At 40.6% G+C, this 23,487-nt stretch carries 15 protein-coding genes; 2 read left to right on the top strand and 13 right to left on the bottom strand.

All coding sequences use genetic code 11. From position 1 onward, the window contains the following. Window positions 1-68 precede the first annotated feature (68 nt). From BGX12_RS02005 to BGX12_RS01940, 12 genes are all read right to left on the bottom strand, one after another. Complete coding sequence (locus BGX12_RS02005) at window positions 69-1,232, bottom strand: DUF4357 domain-containing protein (protein ID WP_109734425.1); 1,164 nt, start codon at window positions 1,230-1,232, stop codon at window positions 69-71. Window positions 1,233-1,389: 157 nt separating this feature from the next. Continuing rightward, window positions 1,390-1,965: a hypothetical protein gene (locus tag BGX12_RS02000; protein WP_109734424.1), complete on the bottom strand. Its 576-nt coding sequence runs from the start codon at window positions 1,963-1,965 to the stop codon at window positions 1,390-1,392. Then, entirely contained in the window at window positions 1,952-2,671 is a 720-nt protein-coding gene (locus tag BGX12_RS01995) for a DUF3800 domain-containing protein (protein WP_109734423.1), read from the bottom strand. Before BGX12_RS01995 ends, BGX12_RS02000 begins: the two co-directional genes overlap by 14 nt. A gap of 230 nt (window positions 2,672-2,901) precedes the next feature. Then, the gene (locus BGX12_RS01985; RefSeq protein WP_109734422.1) at window positions 2,902-5,127 is read right to left on the bottom strand and encodes a hypothetical protein; all 2,226 of its coding nucleotides are present in this window, start codon (window positions 5,125-5,127) and stop codon (window positions 2,902-2,904) included. Beyond that, complete coding sequence (locus tag BGX12_RS01980) at window positions 5,117-8,605, bottom strand: hypothetical protein (protein ID WP_109734421.1); 3,489 nt, start codon at window positions 8,603-8,605, stop codon at window positions 5,117-5,119. The genes BGX12_RS01985 and BGX12_RS01980 overlap by 11 nt, the downstream gene beginning before the upstream one ends. A gap of 253 nt (window positions 8,606-8,858) precedes the next feature. Beyond that, a complete protein-coding gene (locus BGX12_RS01975; protein WP_109734420.1) occupies window positions 8,859-10,514 on the bottom strand; it encodes a DUF262 domain-containing protein in 1,656 nt (551 codons plus the stop codon). Between the two features lie 65 nt (window positions 10,515-10,579). Beyond that, window positions 10,580-11,785: a Shedu immune nuclease family protein gene (locus tag BGX12_RS01970; protein ID WP_111361540.1), complete on the bottom strand. Its 1,206-nt coding sequence runs from the start codon at window positions 11,783-11,785 to the stop codon at window positions 10,580-10,582. Window positions 11,786-11,827: 42 nt separating this feature from the next. Then, on the bottom strand, window positions 11,828-13,696 hold the full coding sequence (locus BGX12_RS01965) for an AAA family ATPase (protein ID WP_109734418.1): 1,869 nt from the start codon (window positions 13,694-13,696) through the stop codon (window positions 11,828-11,830). Then, window positions 13,653-14,039 carry an AAA family ATPase gene (locus tag BGX12_RS01960; protein WP_109734417.1) on the bottom strand — a complete coding sequence of 129 codons (387 nt, stop codon included), beginning with the start codon at window positions 14,037-14,039 and terminating at the stop codon, window positions 13,653-13,655. The genes BGX12_RS01965 and BGX12_RS01960 overlap by 44 nt, the downstream gene beginning before the upstream one ends. Before the next feature lie 33 nt (window positions 14,040-14,072). Then, window positions 14,073-14,552, bottom strand: coding sequence for a hypothetical protein (locus BGX12_RS01955; RefSeq protein WP_109734416.1), 480 nt, complete (start codon window positions 14,550-14,552; stop codon window positions 14,073-14,075). An 88-nt stretch (window positions 14,553-14,640) separates the two neighbouring features. Beyond that, a complete protein-coding gene (locus BGX12_RS01950) occupies window positions 14,641-18,510 on the bottom strand; it encodes an Eco57I restriction-modification methylase domain-containing protein (RefSeq protein WP_109734415.1) in 3,870 nt (1,289 codons plus the stop codon). 713 nt (window positions 18,511-19,223) lie between these two features. Next, window positions 19,224-20,063 (bottom strand): DNA alkylation repair protein, encoded by an 840-nt coding sequence (locus tag BGX12_RS01940; protein WP_109734414.1) that lies wholly within the window; start codon window positions 20,061-20,063, stop codon window positions 19,224-19,226. A 135-nt stretch (window positions 20,064-20,198) separates the two neighbouring features. On the opposite strand from BGX12_RS01940, the gene BGX12_RS01935 reads away from it, so the two are divergent. After that, entirely contained in the window at window positions 20,199-21,092 is an 894-nt protein-coding gene (locus BGX12_RS01935; RefSeq protein ID WP_109734413.1) for a hypothetical protein, read from the top strand. A 10-nt stretch (window positions 21,093-21,102) separates the two neighbouring features. On the opposite strand, the gene BGX12_RS01930 is transcribed toward BGX12_RS01935, so the two are convergent. Next, a complete protein-coding gene (locus BGX12_RS01930; protein ID WP_109734412.1) occupies window positions 21,103-21,999 on the bottom strand; it encodes a hypothetical protein in 897 nt (298 codons plus the stop codon). 76 nt (window positions 22,000-22,075) lie between these two features. Here BGX12_RS01930 and BGX12_RS01925 point away from each other — a divergent pair, with 76 nt between their 5' ends. Next, window positions 22,076-23,482 (top strand): TrkH family potassium uptake protein, encoded by a 1,407-nt coding sequence (locus tag BGX12_RS01925; RefSeq protein ID WP_109734411.1) that lies wholly within the window; start codon window positions 22,076-22,078, stop codon window positions 23,480-23,482. Window positions 23,483-23,487 lie beyond the last annotated feature (5 nt).

Raw genomic sequence — 23,487 nt, 5'->3', positions numbered from 1 at the left:
AAGCTCGTCTAAGGTTCGTCTTTAAAATTGCCATTTAGACGAGCGGGGGCAATAGATTGAAGCGATACTTATTTTCCGAGACTTTTCAATTCCTTTCTATCCTTATTCTTCCAGAAGGTAAGGCCGTTTCGAGCGCCTCCAGCAACGAACGCAGCGGCCATTGACGGGGAATCGCATTCGATATCCTCGCGAAGCGTTCCATCAGCACCAACAGAAGCGTTCTTTCTAACGTTCATCCAACCCGAGCCACGGAAGTCATATTTCAGCGAAAGTTTGCTGCCGGCAAGAAGAACAAACTGCGAGCCAACACGCCGGACTTTAGCGACAATCGCCCCGCCTTTCGCGAAGTGATACAACATATCGTTATCGCTATTTTCAGGAAGCGACACCGCCGATGTCTTGCGAGATTTCTTTTTATGCTTTTTGGGTCTCGATGGTTGTTCCGCGTCGTCACTCTTTTTAAGCAGGGCGTTCCACTTTTCTTCGAGGAATTTTCCGTCGGCGGTTTTCCAGGTGACCCAGCCGTTCGTCGTTGTGCGCGACGGGCTGATTTGCTGGATGCAACGCAAGGCAGAAACGCTGGCCGAAGAAACGATTCCGTCCACCTCAATTCCGTCGGAACAGATTTTTCCTTCGAAATGCGTCTTGGATTTACCCTTCGGGCCGTAATCGAAATGCACGACATCGCCCACGTTCAAAAGTTCCGCCTTCACAATCTCGTACAAAGCGTTGCTCTTGTCCGTCGTCTTCAAGGATTCCTTTTCTTGCGTCAGCTCCAAATCAGGGAAGTTGTAAAGCACCTCGCCCTTGCCGTTCATGTATTTCTCGATATGCTGAATCTGCACATCGACTTTCAATGACTCCGCCCATTCTTCGAGATCGCTCGGGGAATAGTCTATCGGCAAAGAGACAATTGGGTCCTTTTCCAAAATCTTCTGGACAAAACCGTGCACATGGATTAGCTGGATTTTCAAGTCTGATTCAAGAAGCTTTGAGAACTCCTTCTGCTTTCCGATTTCTGCAATGCAAAGTTCCGCAATCTTGTTCTTCGTCTCGCGATTCATCACCGTATTTTTCCGAACCACACCAGAAGACCGAATCAAACTTTTCGGTAGCAAGATAGAATAGTCGCCAAAGAGAAGTTTGAAGTTGTCAACGACAACCTTCTCGACCTCTTCTTCGGTCTTGAACTGATCTTTGGAACAGAATGTGCCGGAGGAAGTAAGAAGCATGGTGACTCCAATCAAAATTTTCGTCTATAAAATGTCGATTTTTGCATAATTTCGCCATTTTTGCCTAAATCTTGTTTAAACATCGTCTACTTGCTTGATGTTTTTATTTAAAAATCCTATTGACAAACAATCATCACAAACCTATATTTACATTATCTCATCTACTAGTTGTAGAAGGAGTTTCTGGAGACGTTCCGCCAAACGGAACGTCTTCTGCTTTTTTGTACATACGGTAATGCTTCAATTGTTTTTGAAGAGAGTGATCATATTCCAGATAAAACGCTGTAATCAATAAGCAATAGTATTCTCGCTTTTCAAGAACAACCAGAAATCGCTCTTCTTCAAACAGAAAATGAAAACGCTTTGTTGACTTGTATGGTTCTTCCCAATACTTGATGCCATCGCATTTTTCGACACAACGGGCCTTACATTGATAATTCTCTATAAATTTTCGAATCCAGTGTAAACGTTCGCAGCGTCTGAAATCGGGTTCACGATTTTGAACGTTCTCGTAGTTCTTGCATGTGAAATGAACAAAAGACTCTTCGTAGCCATCTATTATAGGAGATTTCCGAACTTGGACTTTCAGACCTTGAAAAAACAAATCGTTTGACCAAAAATCTTTTTTGTAGGTACAATAAAGGGAAGCTTCGTATTCTTTATACGAGGCAACGGTAAACGAAGTTTGCGGAAACTCGTTTAATTCAGGAAGCCAACAATTATTCCTGGTCATTACGAGATTTCCACACAAACAAATTCAACTTATCCTCACGAAGGAGGGTGGATTTTTGCAAAGTATATCCTGATCTTTTTTGAATAAGCTCTATAATCCTCCTTTTGGCCACACTCCGTTTTTCAGAATCACCAAAAACTCTATTGTTATAGCCAAAGGCTCCTGTTAAAACATCTGTAATTTGCATTATTTGAACTTCATCAGACCTTATAGGTTTCACCTGCTTAATAATTCTCTTTGAAAAATCATACATTGAATTGGAAATCACACTCCAAAGTTTTTTAGCCCTTTCCGCTGAATGCGTATCCTTTATATCAATAAAAATATTGTATGTATCTGTCGGAACAAGCATGGCCTTCAACATGCTAAAATACATCTTGTAATACCACTCATCATGAGTCTGGTTGAACATTTGGTGGTTCAATTTCTTTTTGTCGGGAATCAAGAGCCCTCTAAAATGTAAATCCGTTTCATCAAAAAAATACTCCATCAAGTCTATATAGACCTGAATTTTGGAAGGCGAGACTTTTGTCCACTTCAGTTCAGCTTGCTCAGGAACATTGTTGCGAATCTTTATTTCCTTTATTCGTCCGTTAATCTGGTGCCGTTTTTCCTTTGGACACCACACGCCCCCTAGAACCATGACATTGCTATTGTCATGTTCCAAATGGCAGCTTTCATCACAATAGAAATTGTATTCAGTCATACATTTTTCCTCTAGGCGTTAAAATAGGTTATTCAGCGGGCGGGGGCAATAGATTGAAGCGTTACTCATTTTCCGAGGCTTTTCAATTCCTTCCGGTCCTTATTTTTCCAGAAGGTGAGGCCGTTTCGGGCGCCTCCGGCAACGAACGCAGCAACCATTGACGGGGATTCGCATTCGACAATTCTGGGAATGCTTATATAAATGGGTTGCTAACAAGATAAACCTCCTTATTAATCTTCCCCAAAGTCTTCGTCTTTTTCGCAAAAACGAACGTATTCATTTAAGTACTTCATCGGGAATGGTATGACGGTATATTGTCCGTTTCTCACGAATTCCACAGATAACATATGTTCAAGTTCATTAAAGAATATTGGGCCTCCCTTATTTACGCCGTTCTTGTTCCATGAAATCACATCACGAATAACGCAGGACGTAGGAAGATTACTCTGCAACGCCTCCTTTTTCTTTCCAACGAAATACTTGAATTGACCATCAAGTGTTATTGACTTTATTCCAAGGAATGAATTGAAATTTTTATAGAGATTATCCCCGCTTTTCATTTGACCGTGCAAAAGAACAGGGTTTCCATCTTCAGAAGAAACATCATAAAGCCAGTAAACAAAATCGCTTATAATTTTCTTCTTAATTAGCGAATGTTTTTTTCCCTCTGAATCATACATGTTCAAGACATCTTTGTATGAGAGTTCCTTATCAAACGAGTTATGAATATTTTTCCTTAGGTCATTCAGTTCATTCTGCTGTTTATCAGTCAAATTCTCATGTATTTCAATAAAATCATCTAGATAATTTTCAAGACGATTCTTATCAATTTTATTTTCACTATCAGACAGCGAAAGCGTCCTTAAAATTTCTTCAACATCAAGCAAAGTGAATTGCTTAGTTTTATAGATGACATTTATGTTATTTATGTCGTTGTATACGATACATTCAATGCCCGAAGATTTGTTCTTAAAGCCTTTGTTGTAATATCCAAAGATTCGATCCAATACATTCCACTCATCATTTTCCGGATATTCCCGGTTGTCAAAAACATCAAAATTTAATTTTCCATCAGTACAAATTTTCATTTTATAATAGCGAAAACTATTGCACCGCTTTGCCTCATTCCATTTCCCTTTTCCACATTTTACAAACGTCCATTCCTTTGGTTCATTCCAATTCACAAGTGTAATCTGACGATTAACAACATCGCCTTTAATAATGAGTTCTTGCACTATATTGCGCATTACATCTTTTAGTGTATCGGAATTGACCTTTTCAGCAGAGTTTTCTACCGTGATATGTTGAATAATTTCGTTTTCAGAAAAAAGATTGTGCTGATCTTGAGGCTTGTTGAACTCGTTAAAAAGATTTAGTGAAGCGGCCTCTTCTGCAGTCGCATACTCATCAGATTCTTTATCGTGAATAATTTCAATGATGTATTTTCCTTTTTCACGATTATCCGGAACAGATTCCACGCCATATTCAGACTTCAAAAAATTCACAATCCGCGATTGCATTTCCTTAGCATCGGTTCTATTTGGAATTGTATTTACGACACAAATTCCATTCTTATTTACAAAGGTTCCATAATCATAGTTTTCGTAATTAATTCGTTTCTGTTCACAATTTTCATAATTCATAAATGGAATCTGTTCAATAGTGATGAAATCGGAAAGATTCTCTTTCACATCTTCAAGGAACGTTGCAATAATTCCGGCCTTTGACTTTCTATAGTTATCTCTGGACAAAAAATCCAAAAACTTTTTTCTTGGTCCCTTTTTACTTAGAGCGCCCTGGTCGAAGAAATATTGACCTTTCTTTAAATCAGCATGAAGTTTTCGACGAAATTCTCCAGTTTCTTCATCAAAAAGGAACTTCGGTTCAACATTTCGTTTGCCGTATTTTTTTAAAGCATTGACTTCGGAAAAAGTTTCTGTATTGGCTTCCAAAAAAATTGAATTTAAAGCAGTAAAAAAACGGATTCTCAGAAACTCAATTGTTTTTGCATTTGGTTTAATGACAGGTGAATAATACAATTTACCAGTAATGTTGTTATATGCAAATATATCGCTTGAACGATTCTTAAGCGAATTCACCAGCAACTGTGCAAGTTCAACATCCTTAATTCCTTCTTTGGAGGTTTCATCTTGACAAAAAAGGTCCACCTCATTTGCGACCGCAGAATCGTCCTTTGCCTGAATTTCTTGTTTAAACTTGTCAAAGTTGACATTACCCTTATTAAACATGGCAAACCATCGTGTTTTTTGATAATATGCGACGGATTGTGCCTTAAATTGTTCAGCAGGCAAGTCTAAAACATTCTCTTTCAAAAAGAGATCCTTTGTTGCAATCTGGTACACGACAAATTTTTCATCTACCTTCTTGCGGTCAATTTCAACCTTAATATTATTCGTGTAAATCGGAAATTTATTTCCGTCAAGATTATTTGCCATTGTGGACCTCTTCTATAAGCATCTTGATTGCAGATTCATTCGGCATCCCCTTCTCATCAATAAGCCAGGGAATCTCTATGATTTTGCCATCTTTATCAGACGATATTACCGATTCGCCTTCTTTTATAATGTTAATCACATAAGCTTTTTTAGCTCCAATCGTATTCAACTTCTTTTCGATTTCAGAATGGAATCGTTCTGTACTCTTTGCAACCGTTCTTTTCCAATGTTTGAAATCTACATACACCCCATCGATGAGCATAAAATCAAAAAATTCAAAATTTGCAGGATCTTCAATTTCCTTCAATGTCAAATTCAATTCTTGTTCAAGAATGAATCTTCCTGCGATTTCTCCAAGAGCACCCTTATAAATGTTATTGAATAGAACAGGAGAAAGAATTAAATCATCTTTTCCGAATTCCGTGGCATAGTGCATTTTTTCAAAATGTTTCTTCATTCCACTATATAAGAAGAATTGCTGCAATCTTGCAGATTTTTCGCTCACATGGCCAATATTTCGAGCGTATTCTTCATCAAGTCCCTTCTCAAAATCGGAACGATCCTTAAACAAATTGACAATTATTCCTGAAAAATCGCCTTTCTGCGCATAATAGTAATTGGATCTATTTTCAAAATTTTGAATATAGTAGTCGCCCAAGATATGATCTTTTTCAGCCAAGTTACTTGGTGCCGTAGGATGTCTAAGTGTGCATTCTCGTAATTCTGTCCAAAGACGCATGCTTTTAAGAGTCCAATCGTGGCGCAGCATGCCCTGAATGTAGGAATTAGCACTTTCAGACTTACGGTTCGCTTCATTTTCTACTAAAGATTTTTCTTCCGGAAGCGATTGTGCAAAATTTGCCGCAATTTCAAAAAGTTTTTTTAATTCCGGATTCATCAAATCTACTCGTACACTCGCAACATCCAATGTTGCAAGCAGAGCGTTATTTGTGTAAATGAAGATATCCTTTTTTTTATTGTTGGTGCGACAAAGTCTTCCAACAGCCTGGATGACATCGCGAGTTATTTTGCGTCTTACACTTGTAGAATGTCTCACGACTTCCATTGGTGCATTGTAATCATTCTTATTCGTATATGCTTTAAAGCCCGCCTGAACAAGCTGATTCAAATCACGGGGACTAATTTCGTTATTTTCGTAAAGATACTTGATTTCAAATAGGAATTCAAGAAGTTCCTTCATCCTGATTTTTTTTACATCGTTAATATTTGTAACGACATTCGTGACATCACCTAAGTAAATCGCGTCAAAATCTTTTACATCTTGTTTGCGACCAATTTGAACAATAGATTCGCTATCTATATCTCTTTGTGGAATTTTATACTGTAGATTCTGACCGGCGCCAATAGTTTTATAAGCTGAAAAAACAAAGATCTTTTCACCATTGGCAAGTTCCTTTAAAAGCGAGTCCTTTTCGTCTTCAAAATCGCTACCACTTTTTAAGACCTTGATTTTAGGGCTACTTTTCCCATAAACTTTGCAATACTGCTCTACAAATCTTTCAAACACCCCTAAATCAAAAGTTGCAAGGTTTCGTTTGGGAAGCGCCATATTCAAGCAAAGAAGTGACTCTACATTCTCATTGTCTATGAAATTCTTCAATACAGCGAAGATGTTGCAGTAACGTTTTTGATAATATTCTTTATTGCTTTGCTGTATATCCAGATTTTCCAACATTCTGGAGAAGTTTCGCTCAAGATCTTTGTTTTGTGTTATTTGCTTTAAACGCTCTTGAATGGATTTATTTTCTTCGCCTCGATCAACAGATTCAATATTGACTTTGATTGAGCCATCTTGATAGGGAGACCATTTTTCCTCTTGTGATTTTTTTAAGGATTCGTAAGTATCTTCCGTCAGCATCAGCAAAGAGTCCTTAAGTTCATTCCTTAAATATTTCTGGGAATAATTAGAAAGAACCGAATTGATACGTCCAGTTGCTGAAAGGCCGATTACTTTCGTGTTTTTCGCCAAGAAAAGAAGGATTTTTTCAGGAGTTTCATCAATCTGAATAAAATTGATTTTCGTTTCTTCATTATGTTTGTCACCATCTACAAATTCAAAGAACTTGAACCCTCGATTAAAGAAAGAAAAATCGTCAATAACGGTTTCTTCTTCGCGGATATTTCGAATGGACGACGATGTGATCAAATCATGAAAAATATTGTTCAAATGTTTGCTGCGGAAGTAAGCATCGCAAATAGTATCTACTGCATCCTCTACCGTGTAAGACTCTAAGACAGCATTCTGTTTTTTTCTTTTAATATTTTCTGCAACCGCGTAGCGTTCCGCCCAGTTGGCAATAAATCTTGCAAACTCATTCAGGAAATGAGTCACGTCACGCAACAAAGAATAGATGTTGATATCGTTGTCAAGGTCGCGATTTTTTTCGTAAACATCTTTATTTTCGTAATAAATCTTAACCTGCTGATTATCGCCATCCTTGACGCATCGGATGTAATGATTATTGTTACTTAAATAACTACGGAATGCGCCATCAAAAAACAAGAAACTACGACTACGATCAAATCCATCATTCGTCTTGTAATTGAAATACAGAGCGTACTTTTCATACAAGCCCTCTACTTCTTTTTGCAAAGTCTTGAGAGTGCGAAGATAAGGCTTATTTTCGACGTATTTCTCATAGGAGCCGTAAAAGGAGCTGGCAGGGCGGTAATCTCGCATTCTCCCGTGCAGTTCCTTAACCATGTCCAGGTAGTCATTTTGAGACTCAACAGCCTTTTCTATGATAAATTCTTGAATGGTATCTTTAGATGCGTCAAACTCATCAATAAAAACAATTGAGTTCTTTAAAACATCCGCTGAAATAAACGGATATGAGGGTTTGACCAGCGTATCGTTTCGACGCAAAAACTTACTAATTGACAAAAGATAAATCTTGAAATCATCAGTGAAAACTGTTGGATAGATTTCACCAATCCACCGATATTTTGAATTATGTCGAATGTTATCCTTTTTTTCTTGCTCCGAGCCCTTCATTTGTGTGGTAATGATTTTCCTCAAATATTTTCTAAAAACAACTTCCGCTTCAGAGAGTCGCTTATCCATTTCCTCTCTGTAAATCCCAGGCGTTTTACCATAATTCGGCTCGGTACACGCTTCAACTAAATGGTATAGAGACTGATATTCGTCTCCTTGGAATTCTTCGGGAACTTTCACCCTGGTGATATTTTCCTTGACGAAATCAACATTGGACTTTATAACCAAAACTTCCTTTTTGTAAAGAACTTCATTATTGTACGCTTTTTTAAGTTCATCTTCTGGAAGATTTTTTAAGAGAGTCGTCGTGAAAAAGATTTTCTTTTTGTTATTGGGATTCCGAGCATAATCGTGAATTGCCTGGCAAGACCAGAACGTTTTGCCACTTCCGGTATTCGGATCAACGAGAAGCAAACCGTTTTCGCGTCCAGAATCAATAAAATCTAAGATATTCTTTTTCATACGTCCTTTTTATCTAGAGGAATCCATTCTAGCTAAATATACTCACAATCAGATGTCACAAAATGTCAAACCGCCGTTTTTCCGAAAAAAACATTTTTCTCGTCTAAAATTTTGCCGTTTCTCGCTCAATTTCTCCAATTTTCGTCTAAAGCTCGTCTAAGTTTCGTCTTTAAAATTGCCATTTAGACGAGAATTTAAGCTTTTCAGGTCGATTATCCTTTCTTACGATTTTGCACACACGTATTCACTATTTCTACGAACGATCAAGGTTTGTTAAAATAACGCGTTCCTTGAGTTCCTTGTTAAACTGTTCAAGACGTTTTTTGAAGAATACTTCATAATCATCTTTTGTAACTCCCCAATCAGCAAGCAACTCTTGAAAAGTCATTTTCGAATCGTCAGCATTTTCTTGGTTCGGAATGCAAATGAGATGAGTCTGTAAGGCACTTTCCAGTTTCTTATTCTTTTTGAATTCCTTAATGTATTTTGACGGTGCTTTATCCTGAATTTTACGTTTGTTAAGGAAATCATCAACAATTGTGATATTGGCTATGTGATTGACTATAGAATCCTCAAAGCCACGTTTTTTCATATAGGCTTTAGGGAAGAAGTGATGGTAGTTTTTGCTATTGGCTTGTTTTAACCAGGAATTGTCTATAGTCACGAGACTGTTATCCAAAAAGGATTGCGGATGATGGTACGCTAACAGACAGAGCATACCCTTGATAAAAGCCGCTCCCGTTGAAAATCCACCATGAGATTTCAAAAAATCTTCCGAAATATCAATCGGCTCGTCGTAATCCGGCTTATTTCCTGAAATAACAGCATCAATACGCTTGATATCTTGCGCGAGCTTTGTTTCTGTTGCAGCAGAATACCTTGAAGTCAAGACGCAACGCCAGAAGAAATCTTGCATATACATCTGCTGTTCTGCAATAGGTTTTTCTTTGTGTTTGTAGAAGTAATATGTAAAGGGAACAAGTAACGAATCATAGGGCATTAACTGGGACACCGGAATACGGAAGAACGAATGCATATAATCGACCGATTCCTTGAATGCATTAATGATATTATCCCATTCCTTAATAATCGAGAACTTATCCAATTTTAAAATATGTTTCTTTGCACACTCTCCAACAAGACAAGCGGACACAGCTTGTAGTACTACAGCACTCGAAATGGTTTCGAAATCAGATTTTTTAAGTTCATCTACAAGTTTTTCGTATTTCTCAGAAAGATCAAAGTTAGACGGAAGATCATAGGTTTTGGCAACCATAATTTCAAATACGGAAAGCCGTTTACCGCCTTCGTTCAATCGGGTAAAAATTTCTGTTGCAATTTCAATAGGAGCATCACTTACAGAGATTATAGAGAACTGATACCCTTTTACAGCCTGACTATATGCTTCAATTTTTTCACTATAGTTTGGATGTGCCATTGCAACTTTGACCGTGCTTCCTAACAAGTCTGTAAAACGAACCAACGTATCAGTCGGCTTACCCTCAATATTTCCAATGACAATAGGCTCATCCTCTTTAGCCTCAAGATCCACATAGATTTCAGAAAAATCGTCATTGCGATCATCATCGTTTATTTTCAAGCCTCTCATGGCAACATACAAGCTGGTCATACGCTGTTGACCATCCAACACATACTGAATCATGTCGCCATCAGGGGGCTCCGGCAAGGAAATTCCACCGACATTACGAATAGAACGTAGGCGTTCCCTAGTTTTCCAAAGAATAAAAGACCCTATGGGATAACCCTTGATAATACTATCAAGAAGTTTGACGGTCATATCCAAAGACCATACGAATTTTCTTTGAAACTGAGGAATTTTAACACGACCTGATTCAATGTTGTTTATTAGTTCATTGTAATTGGAGGATTCTGGTTTTGCGTTAAACATAATTTGTCAGTTAAGTTAAAATGGGATTTTGAATTAAACTTTGGGAATGAAAAGATAAATATAACTTACTTAAACTTTTCAATGATTCTTTCTAGCCTATCGCATAGGTCGTCATAAGAAAGAATGTCAATTATATTAGCATACTTTTTCTTTATAACTTCCAAATCCAATTTTTTTTCAACATCCATGTTTGAATCAGTTCTTCCCAAGATAACAAACCCTTTAGGATTTGCAATTTTTATTTCTAGATTTGGAGGTAACTCTGATTGTCGATCTTTAGTTATTTTTTGTTCTAACGAAATTCCCATCTTGTTCATATTAAACAGGTATTTTTCCACCTGCATTATAGCCCCAGTCAATTCTCGTTTTGGAATATAGTTATCACGATATGGAATATCAGATATTATGCAACTAGAAAAAGGCTTCTTAATTTCAACCACATCACAGTAACCATTCACATCAACAAACAAATAATCTAAAAATCTGTCTTTCTTTTGATAGGGGTCATATATTTTCACATTTGACAAAACCTTAACATATTTAGGATACAAGAGCAAAAGAATATCAACAATAGCATTTTGCCATTGTTTCTCATTGTATTTTGCTTCTGACTCATTAAGCATTGCTTTTAATTTTTCTAAGACCTTAGTATATTTATCAACTTCATATTCTTTAAAAAGATCGACTAATTCCTGCTTTTCTGATAGTTCCAAATACGAATGTAATTTTGCTTGTTTCTTAGCAACATACTTATCATATTTGGCTTCATAATCTACTACATTTTCAAAAACCTCACTCAACACAGATTGAATCTTAGAGAGAACATATCTATCTGTCTCTATTTTTGTCGGAAAGCATTGAAGAACAGCGTTTAACAAATCATTTGATATCGCATTTTCATGGGAACCGCCAATCCATATCGGATCTTTAGTAATCATTGAAATTTCTAATAATACAGAATGTTGCCTAAATGAAAAGATTTCAATTTTGGGAGAAATAGTCTTTGAAACATAAATATCATTATCAATGTCAAAGACTTCCTTTCTTATTTTATAATACTCATCATCAAACGAATTTGCTATTACAAATTCATATTCTTCCCACCCGAAATCCGTCAAATCACGATTGACAATATCGCCTTTTACAAAATTAAATGTATGATATATGCAAAATTCTTCATTTTTTGCAATTTTTTCATCCAGCCAATCGTTACTAGGCCTATAAAACAATTTTATCGCATCTTGGTCTTTTTTTATCTTTAAATCAGACATAAATTCACCTAACTTTTTCTTTAATGACAAAAATCTTTTTAACTACACTTTCATCATCTTCTTATAATGATCTTCATAACCAGTTTCTTTGAAGACAAGCCTAAGCCCCTCTTTAAAGGAATCATAATCGAATTCCTTAATATCAAAAATATTTTGTCCAAAAGAATGAGATTCTCTATTGATATAACGATTGAATGCCTTAAATCGACTATTTTGCAATTCCGGTCGATTAAAAACATTATTTAGTTCCAATTTTTCAATAAACGAGAAAAAATATTCAATAATATTTCTCATACAATTTGCAATTAAAGCAGGGGAAGCATTGTCTTTGTCTTTTATTACAGCCCAATATGATTGATAGTCGTTTTGAATTTCTCCATATTTCATTTCCGCTATTGAGCTACCTTTCTCTGTTTTTTTTATACGGAAAAGTTTTTGATTATAATCATCTTCTTTTCCCTTTCTTTTTACAATAGCCATTTCATAAAAAAAGTATAGACTATGCGTCAATAAGAATATTTGATCATATTTTGTTGTATTTTTATTTTTTTCATCTGCGTCTGTAAATTCTTGAATAATTAGGCGCCCTACATTGTAAACATATATGTGAGATAAACTCGAAATGGGGTCATCTATAACAATGATTTTCTTTTTCGGAGAAGATTCTTTGCTAATAGCCCCTTTGCATCTTTCAATAAAATACAAAAGACTAATGATCATTTTTTCGCCTTCACTCAATGTTTTGAAGACATCTTCATCTACACCTTCTCTTTCTATTTTATAAAGATTGTCAGAATATTTTTTGATTTTAAAATTGTCTATCCCAATATCTATTAAACCATTATTGATATGTTCTATTGATTCGTCAATATTAATAATATTTTTTTGGTTATCCTCAATAATGTTCTTTTGAATTCCTTCTTTTTCAACTAACTTCTGTATCTCATTTTCTACAAGATTAATTTCTTTTTCCTTTGATTTCAATTCTTTATCACAATCATCCAAAACATCATCATATTCTATACGAATTATTTGCCAAAATTCTTTTTTTATGTTATTCAAGGATTGATTCTTGTTGTTTATTTTTTCATTGTATTCTTTACGCACTATTTCAGCTTGACTAAGAATAATATTGATTTTATCAAAAAATGGTTTTGTATTTTTCAATGAAATACTTAAGCTCGGTTTTTCAATTTTATTTTCGACCAATCTCAAATTTTCATCTAAACACGCAAGTAATGAGACAAACGCAGCATGGTAACTATCGTAAAATGAGCCAAGAATAGAATTATAAATTTTAAATACATCAATTTCTTTGAATGAATCTCTTTTAGTTTTGTATGCTTTGTAATTTGATCTTAGCTGCTCCATATCATTGTCATAGGATTCATCAAAATATGATTCTACTTCTTTAATAAAATTTTCATCTATCGTTTCTGATTGACAAAACGGACATTTCTGTTTTGTTAAATTTGGTTTCAAATATTTTCTTCCAGCTTTCACCCAATCTGAATTTTTCAATTCTTCAATAAAAGACGAAATAGAACTATTTTTATTACCTACAATTTCTTTTTTCAATAAATTATTCGATTCATAAACATCCAAATCATATATCAATTGGGATATAGATGGGATTGTTATCGAACTACTTGATGATAGAATTTCAGTTTCTCTTTTTAAGTCATCTATACTTCTACTGGGAATAGCAGAAGGTTTTTCTATTGATTTTAAATATTCAAATAATTTGTTTTTTTCAGATAAATATCCAGTAAGGCAATATTTCAATGTTTTATCATCGTCTGCATAATTTACCTTTATCTGCCATACCTTATTTTCATACTTTTTTTCAATATCCTTTTTTTCATTTTTAAGCTTTTCTTTTTCGCTGTTTTTTTGTTTTCTTTTCCTCATCAATTCTTTTTAACTCTATATTTGCATCATCCACAGCCTTTTGTGCATCCTTATTTTCTTTAGATAAAGAGAATATCCCCTTTATCTCGGAAGACTCGTAAAAATTTTCCTTTAGGAATGTTTGATTGTAAACCAAAATCTCATAATTATCTAAAGAATCACCTTCTGGGAAATGAAGTTTACAATTTTTATACATCTCATTTTTGGGATCGTATAAAAAATTAGACAGGGTACTTTTCCCTACACCATTTAAGCCATATACAAGATTGACTTTTTTATCCGTCTCTAAACAAGTTGCCTGTTTGTACGACGCTACACCATTCATTTCTATTTTATCAATCATAAATCATTTCATTCCTTTTCATTGTAGTTAAATTCAATCCATATCCAAACATTGCTTCAAATTCTGAACAGACATCGTTGGCTGTCCAGGAGTTCTATCTCCAGAAACATCTTGAACAGACCATTTTGGGTCTTTTTTACGGTCATTCAGAAGATTTTCATTCGCCATATAAGCTTGATGAATAAAGAAACTTTCTACATCGGCAATAATATCATTGTCATCTTTAGCATTTCTACTACTTTCTTTCACAACAAAAAAGAGCACCAATTTCGTTCGCAACGATTTATCAAAAAAATCCTGTAATTTATTGATTTTATGAGCTTGAAAGCATTCGGTTTTAAAAGACTTTTTAGTCATGCCAACATAAATTGGTTTAAACCCATGGCTAACTTTATTTGCAAAAATATAAACGCCTTTCTTTGACGAAATACATTCACCACAATCAACGCATCTCCAAAAATCACTTATTTCACCCAAATCAATCTCTTTTCCCTTCCTATTTGGAGTATTCACTTCTCTAAGAGGAAATTCAAAATATCCTTTTACAATAAATTTTTTTCATTTTATCACTTCCTTTTTGTTGTTAAATTTTTCAGTTCATTCACCTCTTCTCCACGGCTTCAATTTCTTCAGCATCGGTGATGCCGTAGAGTTGATAGACGAGAGTGTTGACTTGTGTTTCGAGGGTGGCGATATTCCTTTGGATTGCTTCGTCACTTACTTCACTGGATCCTTCGACTTCCCCTATCGCCTTCGGCTCCAGGGTCCGCTCAGGATGACACGAAGCCTGCTTTTTAGCGGCGATGATTTGGTCGGCGAGGGTGGCGAGTTGTTGCAGGAGTTCCGCGTTGTCTAGGGGGATGCGGAAGTTTTCGAAATAGACTTTGCGGATTTCGCGGGTGCCGCCCATGAGTTCGGGGCAGTTATACCATATCCAGAGTTTGACGAGGTTGGAATTGAATATGGCGAGGAGGGCTTTTAGTAAGTGGGCCCTATCGCCTTCGGCTCCAGGGTGACATTCCGCATTGGATTGCTTCGCTTCGCTCGCAATGACGTCTTCCGTTCCCTTTGGCAAATTCTGCGAATTGTCCTTTTCCGTAATGATAAAAGATTTGTCATTGCTAAGGGAGCCAAATTCGTCATAGGTAAACGGGAATACCGAGGTCATGTTCGGATACATGATTTTCGGTTTGGCAAATTCTTCCAAATAGGCACAATTGCGTAAATTGTATGGAGTCGCGCCTTTATCCCCACGTTTAACCAGCTTATCTATAAATTGATCAAGATGCTTTTTTATTGCAGGATATTCATCAATATTGATGGGCGCAATGTTCCTTTCTTTTATTCCGTTATGCGGATTGATTAGATACTGATCGCTTTCCGTCACCCATGCGTTAATGTCTCGGCCACGAAGCAGGGGCTTTATGAGTTCTTCGCTCTTGGGGTCTTCGGCAATGAGTTTTTCTCTCGTCTTTCCATCTATAAAGAATGCGTCGTTGAATCCGGTCTTGATGCCGTAATTAATGGAAATCGGCATATCTTTCAGAGCCGTGCCGACATTCATTTTCTGCAATACGGAATCGTGGAGTTTGTTGCGGATACTCCATTCGCTTGCTCCGAAATTTTCTGCCGAGAACTCGAATGTCGCCGCCTTGACTTCTTTTTCAAATTCGCCGTGATAGTTCTTGCTGTTCAGCGAGCACGCCAAAACAGGCATCTTGTCGCCGGACTTTTGCGATACGAATATGCACACGTAAATGGTCGCATCGGCAAAGAACTGGACATCGCCAAAATTGAGAATTTTTTTGAGCGATGTTTGGCTCATGAATTGCCGCAGTTCCTTGCCGTAATCCACAAGCATCCACTTGTTCGGCATGATGAACGAAAAATATCCGTTCTTTTTCAGCAGGCTGTAGGCGCGTTCCACAAAGAGGCAGTAAAGGTCTGCGGATTTGTTGTAGCAACTGTAATCCCGTTTGCTGTAAACGTCGCTCATCTCGCCCATGCTCTGGAGTTGCACATACGGCGGGTTTCCGATGATGGCGTCGAAGCCCGTAAAGCGGCCTTCGTCGTCGAGGATTTCTGGGAATTCGAACATCCATTCAAGCGAGTTGGAAAAATCAATATCGTTGTTCTTGACTACGTTTCCGAAGAGGTCGATGCTGGGCGGCTCCTTGAGTTGCGACTTGAGACCAGCAATGTTCAGGCGAAGCTGTTGTTTGTTGTAGCTCGTTCCGCCCGCCTTGTAATCCTGAACGTTTTTCCTGTATTCCTTGAGTTTCGCGGCGAGTCCGTTTTTCTTGTCGGCCTTGTCTTCTTTCTGCAAAAAGTCCAAAACGACATGCCCGTTCTGCACGGGGTATTTGCTCAGTAACGAATCGCCGACTTTGATATTGATGTCGATGTTCGGGAGTGTCTGAAGTTGTTTGTAGTCACTTTCCTTGGTGTAGTAGGCGTTCTTCAAAAGTTCAATCCAAAGGCGCAAACGGCAGATATTCACGCTATTGGGGTTCAGGTCAACGCCGAAAAGGCAATTCTCGATAATGCGACGTTTCTCGTTGAACAAAGCTTCTTGATACCGCTGGCTTTCTTCGTTGCCCGGCTTGTATTCAAACGGTTCGCCCTCGTCATCAACAACAGAAAGTTCATCGTTATCTACTTTCAAAATCAGGTCGCGACGTTTGATGCGTTTGCCGTCCGCATCGCACAAAATGTTCAATTCCGATTTGATTGCAAGCAGGCGATTAAGGGCCGACACCAAGAAATGTCCAGAACCTACGGCGACATCGGCAACGCGGATGTCATCGACAATTTCATTCGCTTCTGAAATGTCCTCAATCTTGTCCGAGACATCTTCCAAATTTTCGCATTTCCAGGACTTTTTCTCGTTGAACTTCTGCACCACGGTCCGTTCCAGCACATCGCGGGCCATATAGTCGGTGATGAACCCCGGCGTAAAGAAACTGCCGTCTTTGTAGCCGTTGATTTTTTCGAAGATGAGTCCGAGAACCGACGCGTTGATGAGCGTCTTGCTCGTAGAGGTCACACCGCCTTGGGCATCGCTTGCAAAGTTATACGCATCGAGAAACTTGAAGATGTAATCCAGATTCGGGAGAGTGCCTTTCGCACGTTTGCCGCGTTCGTCCTTCAGGACAGTCTTGTTGAAAATTTCCATCTGGGCATCGGGAATGCCTCGGATTTTCAAGTGCTTTTCATCTTCGGTCGGCTCAAAAAGTGAACTGTTCAGGTAAGGGACGTTCGGGTAACGCTTGAGTACGTCTTCGTCGCGATCCTCGATTTTCTTGCCGAGTACCTTGAAAAAGAAAATATTCAGTTCGTCGAAGTTCGCTATTTTGTCTGTACTCATGAACCGGTACGATGCATCGCCCTTTTGATACATGAGGATTTGCGATTCGACAAGTTTCAGGAACAGCAGGCGGTTCACCCATGTGATGCAGAGACGGAGTGCCATCGCCTCGCATTCTTCCTTGTTCGGGAAATCGTCTTCAAGCTGGTAGATGGCACTTTCGAGGAGGCTCGCCTTGTCGCGATTTGCGGGGTTCTTGCGTCGGATGACTTTCTTGCCGCCCTTGTCTTCTTTTACTTCTTCGAGGCCGATGATGTGCAAGAGTTCCGCATAAAAATTGCGGTCAAGGCTGTTGCTGTCGTTTGCGAAAGGCTTGGCAAGGAGAGTTTCCGGGGAGAGGAATTTGTAAAGGGGGAGGAGCTTTTTAGATCCTTCGACTCCGCTTACGCTCCGCTCAGGATGACACGCTGCATTAGATTGCTTCGTGGAGTTTATCCCGGACTTTGATCCGGGACTCGCAATGACGTTCTTGCAAGCATCTGCAAGGCTGAAATGCACGACGTTGATGTCGCAGGAGGCGAGGAAGTCGTCGATGGCGGGTTTCGCGATTTCGTTGTAGAAATCGGAGGTCTTGTTGCCGCTCATCTGATTCGCCTTGAATTTTAGGAACTGATCGTATATCGGTTTCGTCTTGTTCCCAAAATAGCGGATAAAGTCTTTTACGTCGAAGAAATACCATTCGTCAAAATTCGTGATGGCGAGCCACTTGATTTCGTGATTGCCCGATTGCACGTATTCCAGCATAAAGTAATAGACGAGTTCCTGCAACGATTTTACGTTCGGGTGCTCCGCCGAAAACATTTCCGCAACATTCGTCGGCGACTTCGCTTCGATAATCACCGCCGGCTTTGCACTTGCCGTATTCCCGTTAAAAATTGCAAGGTCTATCGGGCGGTTGACCTGCACCGAATAATCAGGTTCAAAAATCTTGCGTAAAAAATTCCAGATTTCGCCCTTGTGGTATTCTTCGTCCTGCGCTGCGTTCCGCTTGCTATAAAGATTCTTGAGCGAAAGCTTGAAATCCTCCATCTTTTCGACGGAAACAGGGAGCTTGAGGAACGCGGAATTGACGGACTTTTTAGGAGAAATGAACTTGATTGACATACAAGGGAAATATACCCTTTTTGAAGACAAAAGATGGCAATTTCAAGGTTTCCGAGGCAAATCTCGTTTATTTTTGCAGTCGGGGCGTTGCGGGGTGTCCCCGCTAGAAGGGGTAGCGAAAAACGCCGAAGGCGGTTAGAGCGAGGGGGAGACTTCCCCCACCAAAATAATTTTCAGAATATCGCGCGGGCCTATTGACAAACTGGTGCGGCCAGTGCGGCCGAGGCCGTCGCGCCGAAAAAGCCCGGATTTTCCCTGATAGACGAGGATTTGCTCAAGTCGCGGATATATACCATCCGCGGGGTAAAGGTGATGCTCGATGCGGACTTGGCGGAAATTTACGTTTACGCATCCGGTTGTTGGCCGTCGACGCCGGCAGATGAAGGATTCTTGACTGCAGATTGGAGGGCATGATTCTCAAATGTAGCTATTCAGAACGCGCAGCAAGCTTTTTGGATATTTTTTGTCACCAAAAGGCTCTTTTTTTAAAGTTAGTAACAAAAATATTATGTTGTACAAAATCAAACTAACATTTTTAAGAGTTTACGCCAACTCAAATTGTCACCAAATCAGCCGTTCGGTTCTTTTAGTGACATAATTCCCGTGACATAGGCTAAATTTTAGTTACTTTATTCAAAATTTTTATCACTAAACAAACTTTTTTTTCAATTCAGTGACACAAAAATCAAAAATTGGCATCAAATCGTGGCAATTTAAACCTTCAGCGTACGCAAATAGGCCTTGTGCTCGTCGGTCACGCGGAAGCTTTCGATAGATTTCTGGATGGCCTTGTTATGGGTCCACGGATCCAGCTTACGCTTTTCAATGTAAGGCAAGGCGTCGTCCCAATGTTTCGCAAGTGCGGTAGCGAAATACCAGGCCACTTCCATCTGCACATAGTATTCGGGATTTGCAAGCGTAACGCCCGCAGGGGTTGCCGCAGCCACCCTCGGGTTCGGCGCCATCACCGCAGCCGGCTCACTTGGAGCCCCTTCCGGCAGCGACTTGAACTTGGCCGTATCCACAGCGGCCACCCACTTCAAAAACTTCGGGTCGTAGCGGTCATCCAGGAACAAATCCATCAGCATGTTGATGTCGAACCGCACCACATAAGGGTGGTCCGACTTGACCCACTCCTGAATGCGTTTCAGAAATTGCGGAACATCCTTCAGCAGGGCGCGAGGCTTTTTCCCATCGCAAATGGCCCAGTTGTCAATGTAGGGCAAAAACTGCTCCGTACGGGCAAGGCACTCGTCAAAATCCTTGATGTGCTCCAGCAGCATGGAATGGATATGGTTTTCCTCAAAGTACTTGTGGGGAAGCGTGTCCATGAACTTGGCGACGGACCCACCAACGGTCCGCGCGGTCCCTGTCTGCGACTTGCCCAATGTTTTAGCAGTACCAAAAAATTCCTTGGCCAGCTTTCGCAGCACAGGAACTCTCACCCCGATAAGGGAATCACTGGAAACCCCCGGCACCAAGGGCAGGTGGAATTCCTTGTACTTCAGGTCCTGATTTTCAAAAAGCTTCTTGACAAGTTCTGCGTGGGTCATGCCCTCAATTTAGCAAAAGACGTGAAAATAGTACTAAATCCCTTAAAAAGGCATTTAACCCGAAACGTTTTGCTAAAAAAAAGTTACATTAGGTAAGTATCAGAAAAACTTGTCCCCTTGAAAGGAGCTATACCCATGAAGAAAATCCTCTGCCTGCTCGTCGCCGCTGTTTTGTCAGCCTGTTCTTCCGACTCCAGCTCCGGTCCTTCTTCCGACGCAGGTGGCTCCTCCTGTAAAGATTTGTCTAAATCTTTACTGCCGCAACCCGAAGGTTTTCAGACCATATTTACAACAGATCTCCAATGGGTCGATCAAGGAAACGATGTTTGCATCACCCACATTCCCTACAGCAGCCTTCAAGTCAAAATAAACGATTACTACCAGTATCTTAAATCATGGTATTTCGATGAATTGACTGCAGACAAAATTCCGGCAGACGAACTTATTGGAAAAAATTCAGAAAAGTATATGTACCGGAAATATTATGGCGATAACTATACCGTCATATTCCATATGTGGCTGACACCTAATGAAACCGGTTACGATTTCAACGCTGTATTTTCTAAGAGAAGCGGAACCAGCCTTGGAAGCAGCAGTACCGTCGGCAGTAGCACCACAGTTACCAGCGCAAAGGATATCGTCAAATATTATTTCACCGGAATCCTCAGCAGCAACTACATCAACAACAAAATCGTCTACAACAAGATGGAAGCATCCGCCTCCGACGCTTCCATTGATGGTATGGATGTTGTCAGCATGGATTTTGAATCCTTGCAATCGAAATTGCTCATGAAGGGTTGGACATTTAACCATAGCAACGACGGAAAGGGCTGCGAGTACAAAACATTGGGCGGAACCAATTCCTCCTACGCCAACGCACCTTCCGGCACCTATACCTGCGGAACCATCAATAACGCAAGGTTCACCTATTCAGGTTATTCCTGCGAAGCAAAGGTGACCTATGTAACCGACTCCAGGGCTTTCAGGCACGGAATTATTTTGAACTACGTGACTTGCTCTACTAAATAACAGGAGCAATCTACTTCTTGGGCTTGACTCTTGCGCTCATGTAGCTGAGCACAAGGTTCTGCCACACCACATAGCAGGTGGGGGCAATGGCTGCCACGGGGCCGGCATACAGGCTTGCAATCCAAATCACAAGCGTTGTATTCTTTTGTCCCATACTCTGGGAACTTTCAATGGGATGTTTCTTATCGCAGAACCAGCCCAACACAAACTGCAAAATGCAAATGACCAACGCGACCACTGCAAGCAAGGGCAAGGTACCGCTGTTCCACAGGTCGGCAAAACCCATTTCGCGAACGTCGTGGCTGGCCTTTGCCAAAATCACGAAAACGCTGAAGGTCCAGATGAAGATGGTGTACTTAGAAAATTTCGCCACCTTGTCAGCCACCTCGGGGTAGAAACTGCGAACGCCCAAGGCAATGGCCAGCGGGATAGAAATAATCGGCTGGATGGAATTGAAAATACGGAGGGCGATTTCTGCAAAGCCCGCCTCGGAGCCCGTCAGGTAGCCATATATAATAGGAATGCTGAAGCAGGCCACCAGGTGCCCGCACAAAAAGATCTTCAGGGCAAGCACCGGGTTTCCACCCAGCATCTTGGCCATGGCAGGGGCCGCGTTGGCCGGCGGGCAAAGGCAGATGATGGCGCCACCCAGAAGAACATCGCGGGGCAGACCGAAAATTTCCACAGCGCCCCACAGAAGGGCAAGCAGGAGCATGCTGGCGATAAAGGCCCGGACCTCGATCTTGAAGGTCACACCGTGTTCCTGGGGCGGCACCTTCCCGATAAAGGTCAGGAGCATCATGGCTCCGATCTGGAAGGGCAAAGTCGGCGAAAGAACGCCGGCCTGAGGCAGCAAAATGCCCAAAATAATGGCTATGGGCATCAAAATAGCGCGCAAATTCTTCATAACGCGCCCAAATTTAGCTTAAGGCAGGGGCAACGGCAAGACTATTGAATGGTCCAAAATTTCTATCTTTGGCCCCATGTTACGCTCAAGATATGAAGCATTCGACTATGTCGAAAAGACCGTCGAGAAGAAGAAAAAGTCCGGTAACCCCATCGTGATGATTGTGGCAGGTTACCTGGCCCTGATCTCCCTCGGAGCTTTTCTGCTGTCCATGCCCTTCGCCCAGCGCGAACACATCGGTATTCTGGACGCCTTCTTTACGGCAACCTCCGCAGTCTGTGTGACGGGACTTTCCACTATTGATATTAGTAGCAGTTTTAACGCCTTCGGCAACTGGATCCTGGTGATCCTCATGCAGGCAGGCGGTCTGGGTATCATGACGATTTCTACGGTAATCATCCTGTTGGCAGGTATGCACCCGGGATTCAACCATCAGTCCGCCCTGTTAGCCAACTACACCCAGGAAGGTAACGTGGACGCCGCCCGAATCCTTAAGGCAGTGCTGCCCTTCATGTTCGGGCTGGAAGCTATTGGCGCGGTCATGTACTTTACCCAGTTCAACGAATTCGTCCTGGAAGAGTATTCCCTGTACGACCGTATCTTCGCCAGCATTTTCCAGGCCATCAGTTCCTTCTGTAACGTGGGCTTCACCCTGTTCCCGGACTCCATGGTCCGTTTCCAGCTGAATCCGGTGGCGAACATCACCACCTGCGTGCTGGCTCTGGCCGGCGGTTTCGGCTTTCTGGCCATTACGGAAGCCCGCTACGTGTTCGACTTCAAGAAGCGCTCCTTCCAGAAGGTCTCCCTCCATACTAGAATCGCCACTACCTTTACCTTGATTATCGTCGGTGTCAGTATCGCCTTCTTTATCTTTAGCGAATGGAGCAACGTCTTCGCAGGCCTCACCTTCGGGGAAAAGGTCCAGTCCAGCGTGTTCATGGCCTTTACCAGCCGTACCGCCGGCCTCAACAACGTGGACGTTCCCGCCCTGAGTATCGGCAGCCTGTTCTTCTTTATCGTGATCATGCTGATTGGCGCCAACCCCGGTAGCTGTGGCGGCGGTATCAAGACGACCACCACCGCCGTGATCGCCCTCCTGGGGTTCAACCGCCTGCTGGGCCGCAAGAAAACCCAGATTCTCGGCCGAACCATTCCGGAAACCACGGTGGATAAGGCTGTCCGAATCTTTGTGGTAGCTATCGTGGTCATCGTTGCCGCCACCCTGATTTTGCTCCAGACCGAGGCCAATGGTAACTCCATCGAGCAATCCAACTTCCTGACCATCCTTTTCGAAGTGGTCAGCGCCTACAGCACCTGCGGGCTTTCCATGGGAATCACCCCGGATCTGTCCATCCCGGGAAAAATCCTGATTTGCTCCGTCATGTTCATTGGTCGTATGGGCCCCCTGTTCCTGATTTCCGCCGTGGCAACCAACAAGGACGACGGCATGTGGTACGCCGAAGAAGACATCATGGTGGGTTAATTAGG

The organism is Fibrobacter sp. UWR4, from assembly GCF_003149045.1.
Lineage (GTDB): Bacteria > Fibrobacterota > Fibrobacteria > Fibrobacterales > Fibrobacteraceae > Fibrobacter.
Note: the sequence above shows the minus strand (reverse complement) of the source record. Positions and strands in the feature narration are given on the sequence as shown.

Bases quoted from the DNA above. Each gene is read 5' to 3' on its own strand.
- BGX12_RS01940 (WP_109734414.1), bottom strand. From the start codon at position 20,063: ATGACCCACGCAGAACTTGTCAAGAAGCTTTTTGAAAATCAGGACCTG.
- BGX12_RS01970 (WP_111361540.1), bottom strand. From the start codon at position 11,785: ATGTCTGATTTAAAGATAAAAAAAGACCAAGATGCGATAAAATTGTTT.
- BGX12_RS01930 (WP_109734412.1), bottom strand. From the start codon at position 21,999: ATGAAGAATTTGCGCGCTATTTTGATGCCCATAGCCATTATTTTGGGC.
- BGX12_RS01975 (WP_109734420.1), bottom strand. From the start codon at position 10,514: ATGTTTAACGCAAAACCAGAATCCTCCAATTACAATGAACTAATAAAC.
- BGX12_RS01965 (WP_109734418.1), bottom strand. From the start codon at position 13,696: ATGAGGAAAAGAAAACAAAAAAACAGCGAAAAAGAAAAGCTTAAAAAT.
- BGX12_RS02005 (WP_109734425.1), bottom strand. From the start codon at position 1,232: ATGCTTCTTACTTCCTCCGGCACATTCTGTTCCAAAGATCAGTTCAAG.
- BGX12_RS01960 (WP_109734417.1), bottom strand. From the start codon at position 14,039: ATGATTGATAAAATAGAAATGAATGGTGTAGCGTCGTACAAACAGGCA.
- BGX12_RS01980 (WP_109734421.1), bottom strand. From the start codon at position 8,605: ATGAAAAAGAATATCTTAGATTTTATTGATTCTGGACGCGAAAACGGT.
- BGX12_RS01925 (WP_109734411.1), top strand. From the start codon at position 22,076: ATGTTACGCTCAAGATATGAAGCATTCGACTATGTCGAAAAGACCGTC.
- BGX12_RS01985 (WP_109734422.1), bottom strand. From the start codon at position 5,127: ATGGCAAATAATCTTGACGGAAATAAATTTCCGATTTACACGAATAAT.
- BGX12_RS01950 (WP_109734415.1), bottom strand. From the start codon at position 18,510: ATGTCAATCAAGTTCATTTCTCCTAAAAAGTCCGTCAATTCCGCGTTC.
- BGX12_RS01935 (WP_109734413.1), top strand. From the start codon at position 20,199: ATGAAGAAAATCCTCTGCCTGCTCGTCGCCGCTGTTTTGTCAGCCTGT.
- BGX12_RS01995 (WP_109734423.1), bottom strand. From the start codon at position 2,671: ATGACTGAATACAATTTCTATTGTGATGAAAGCTGCCATTTGGAACAT.
- BGX12_RS02000 (WP_109734424.1), bottom strand. From the start codon at position 1,965: ATGACCAGGAATAATTGTTGGCTTCCTGAATTAAACGAGTTTCCGCAA.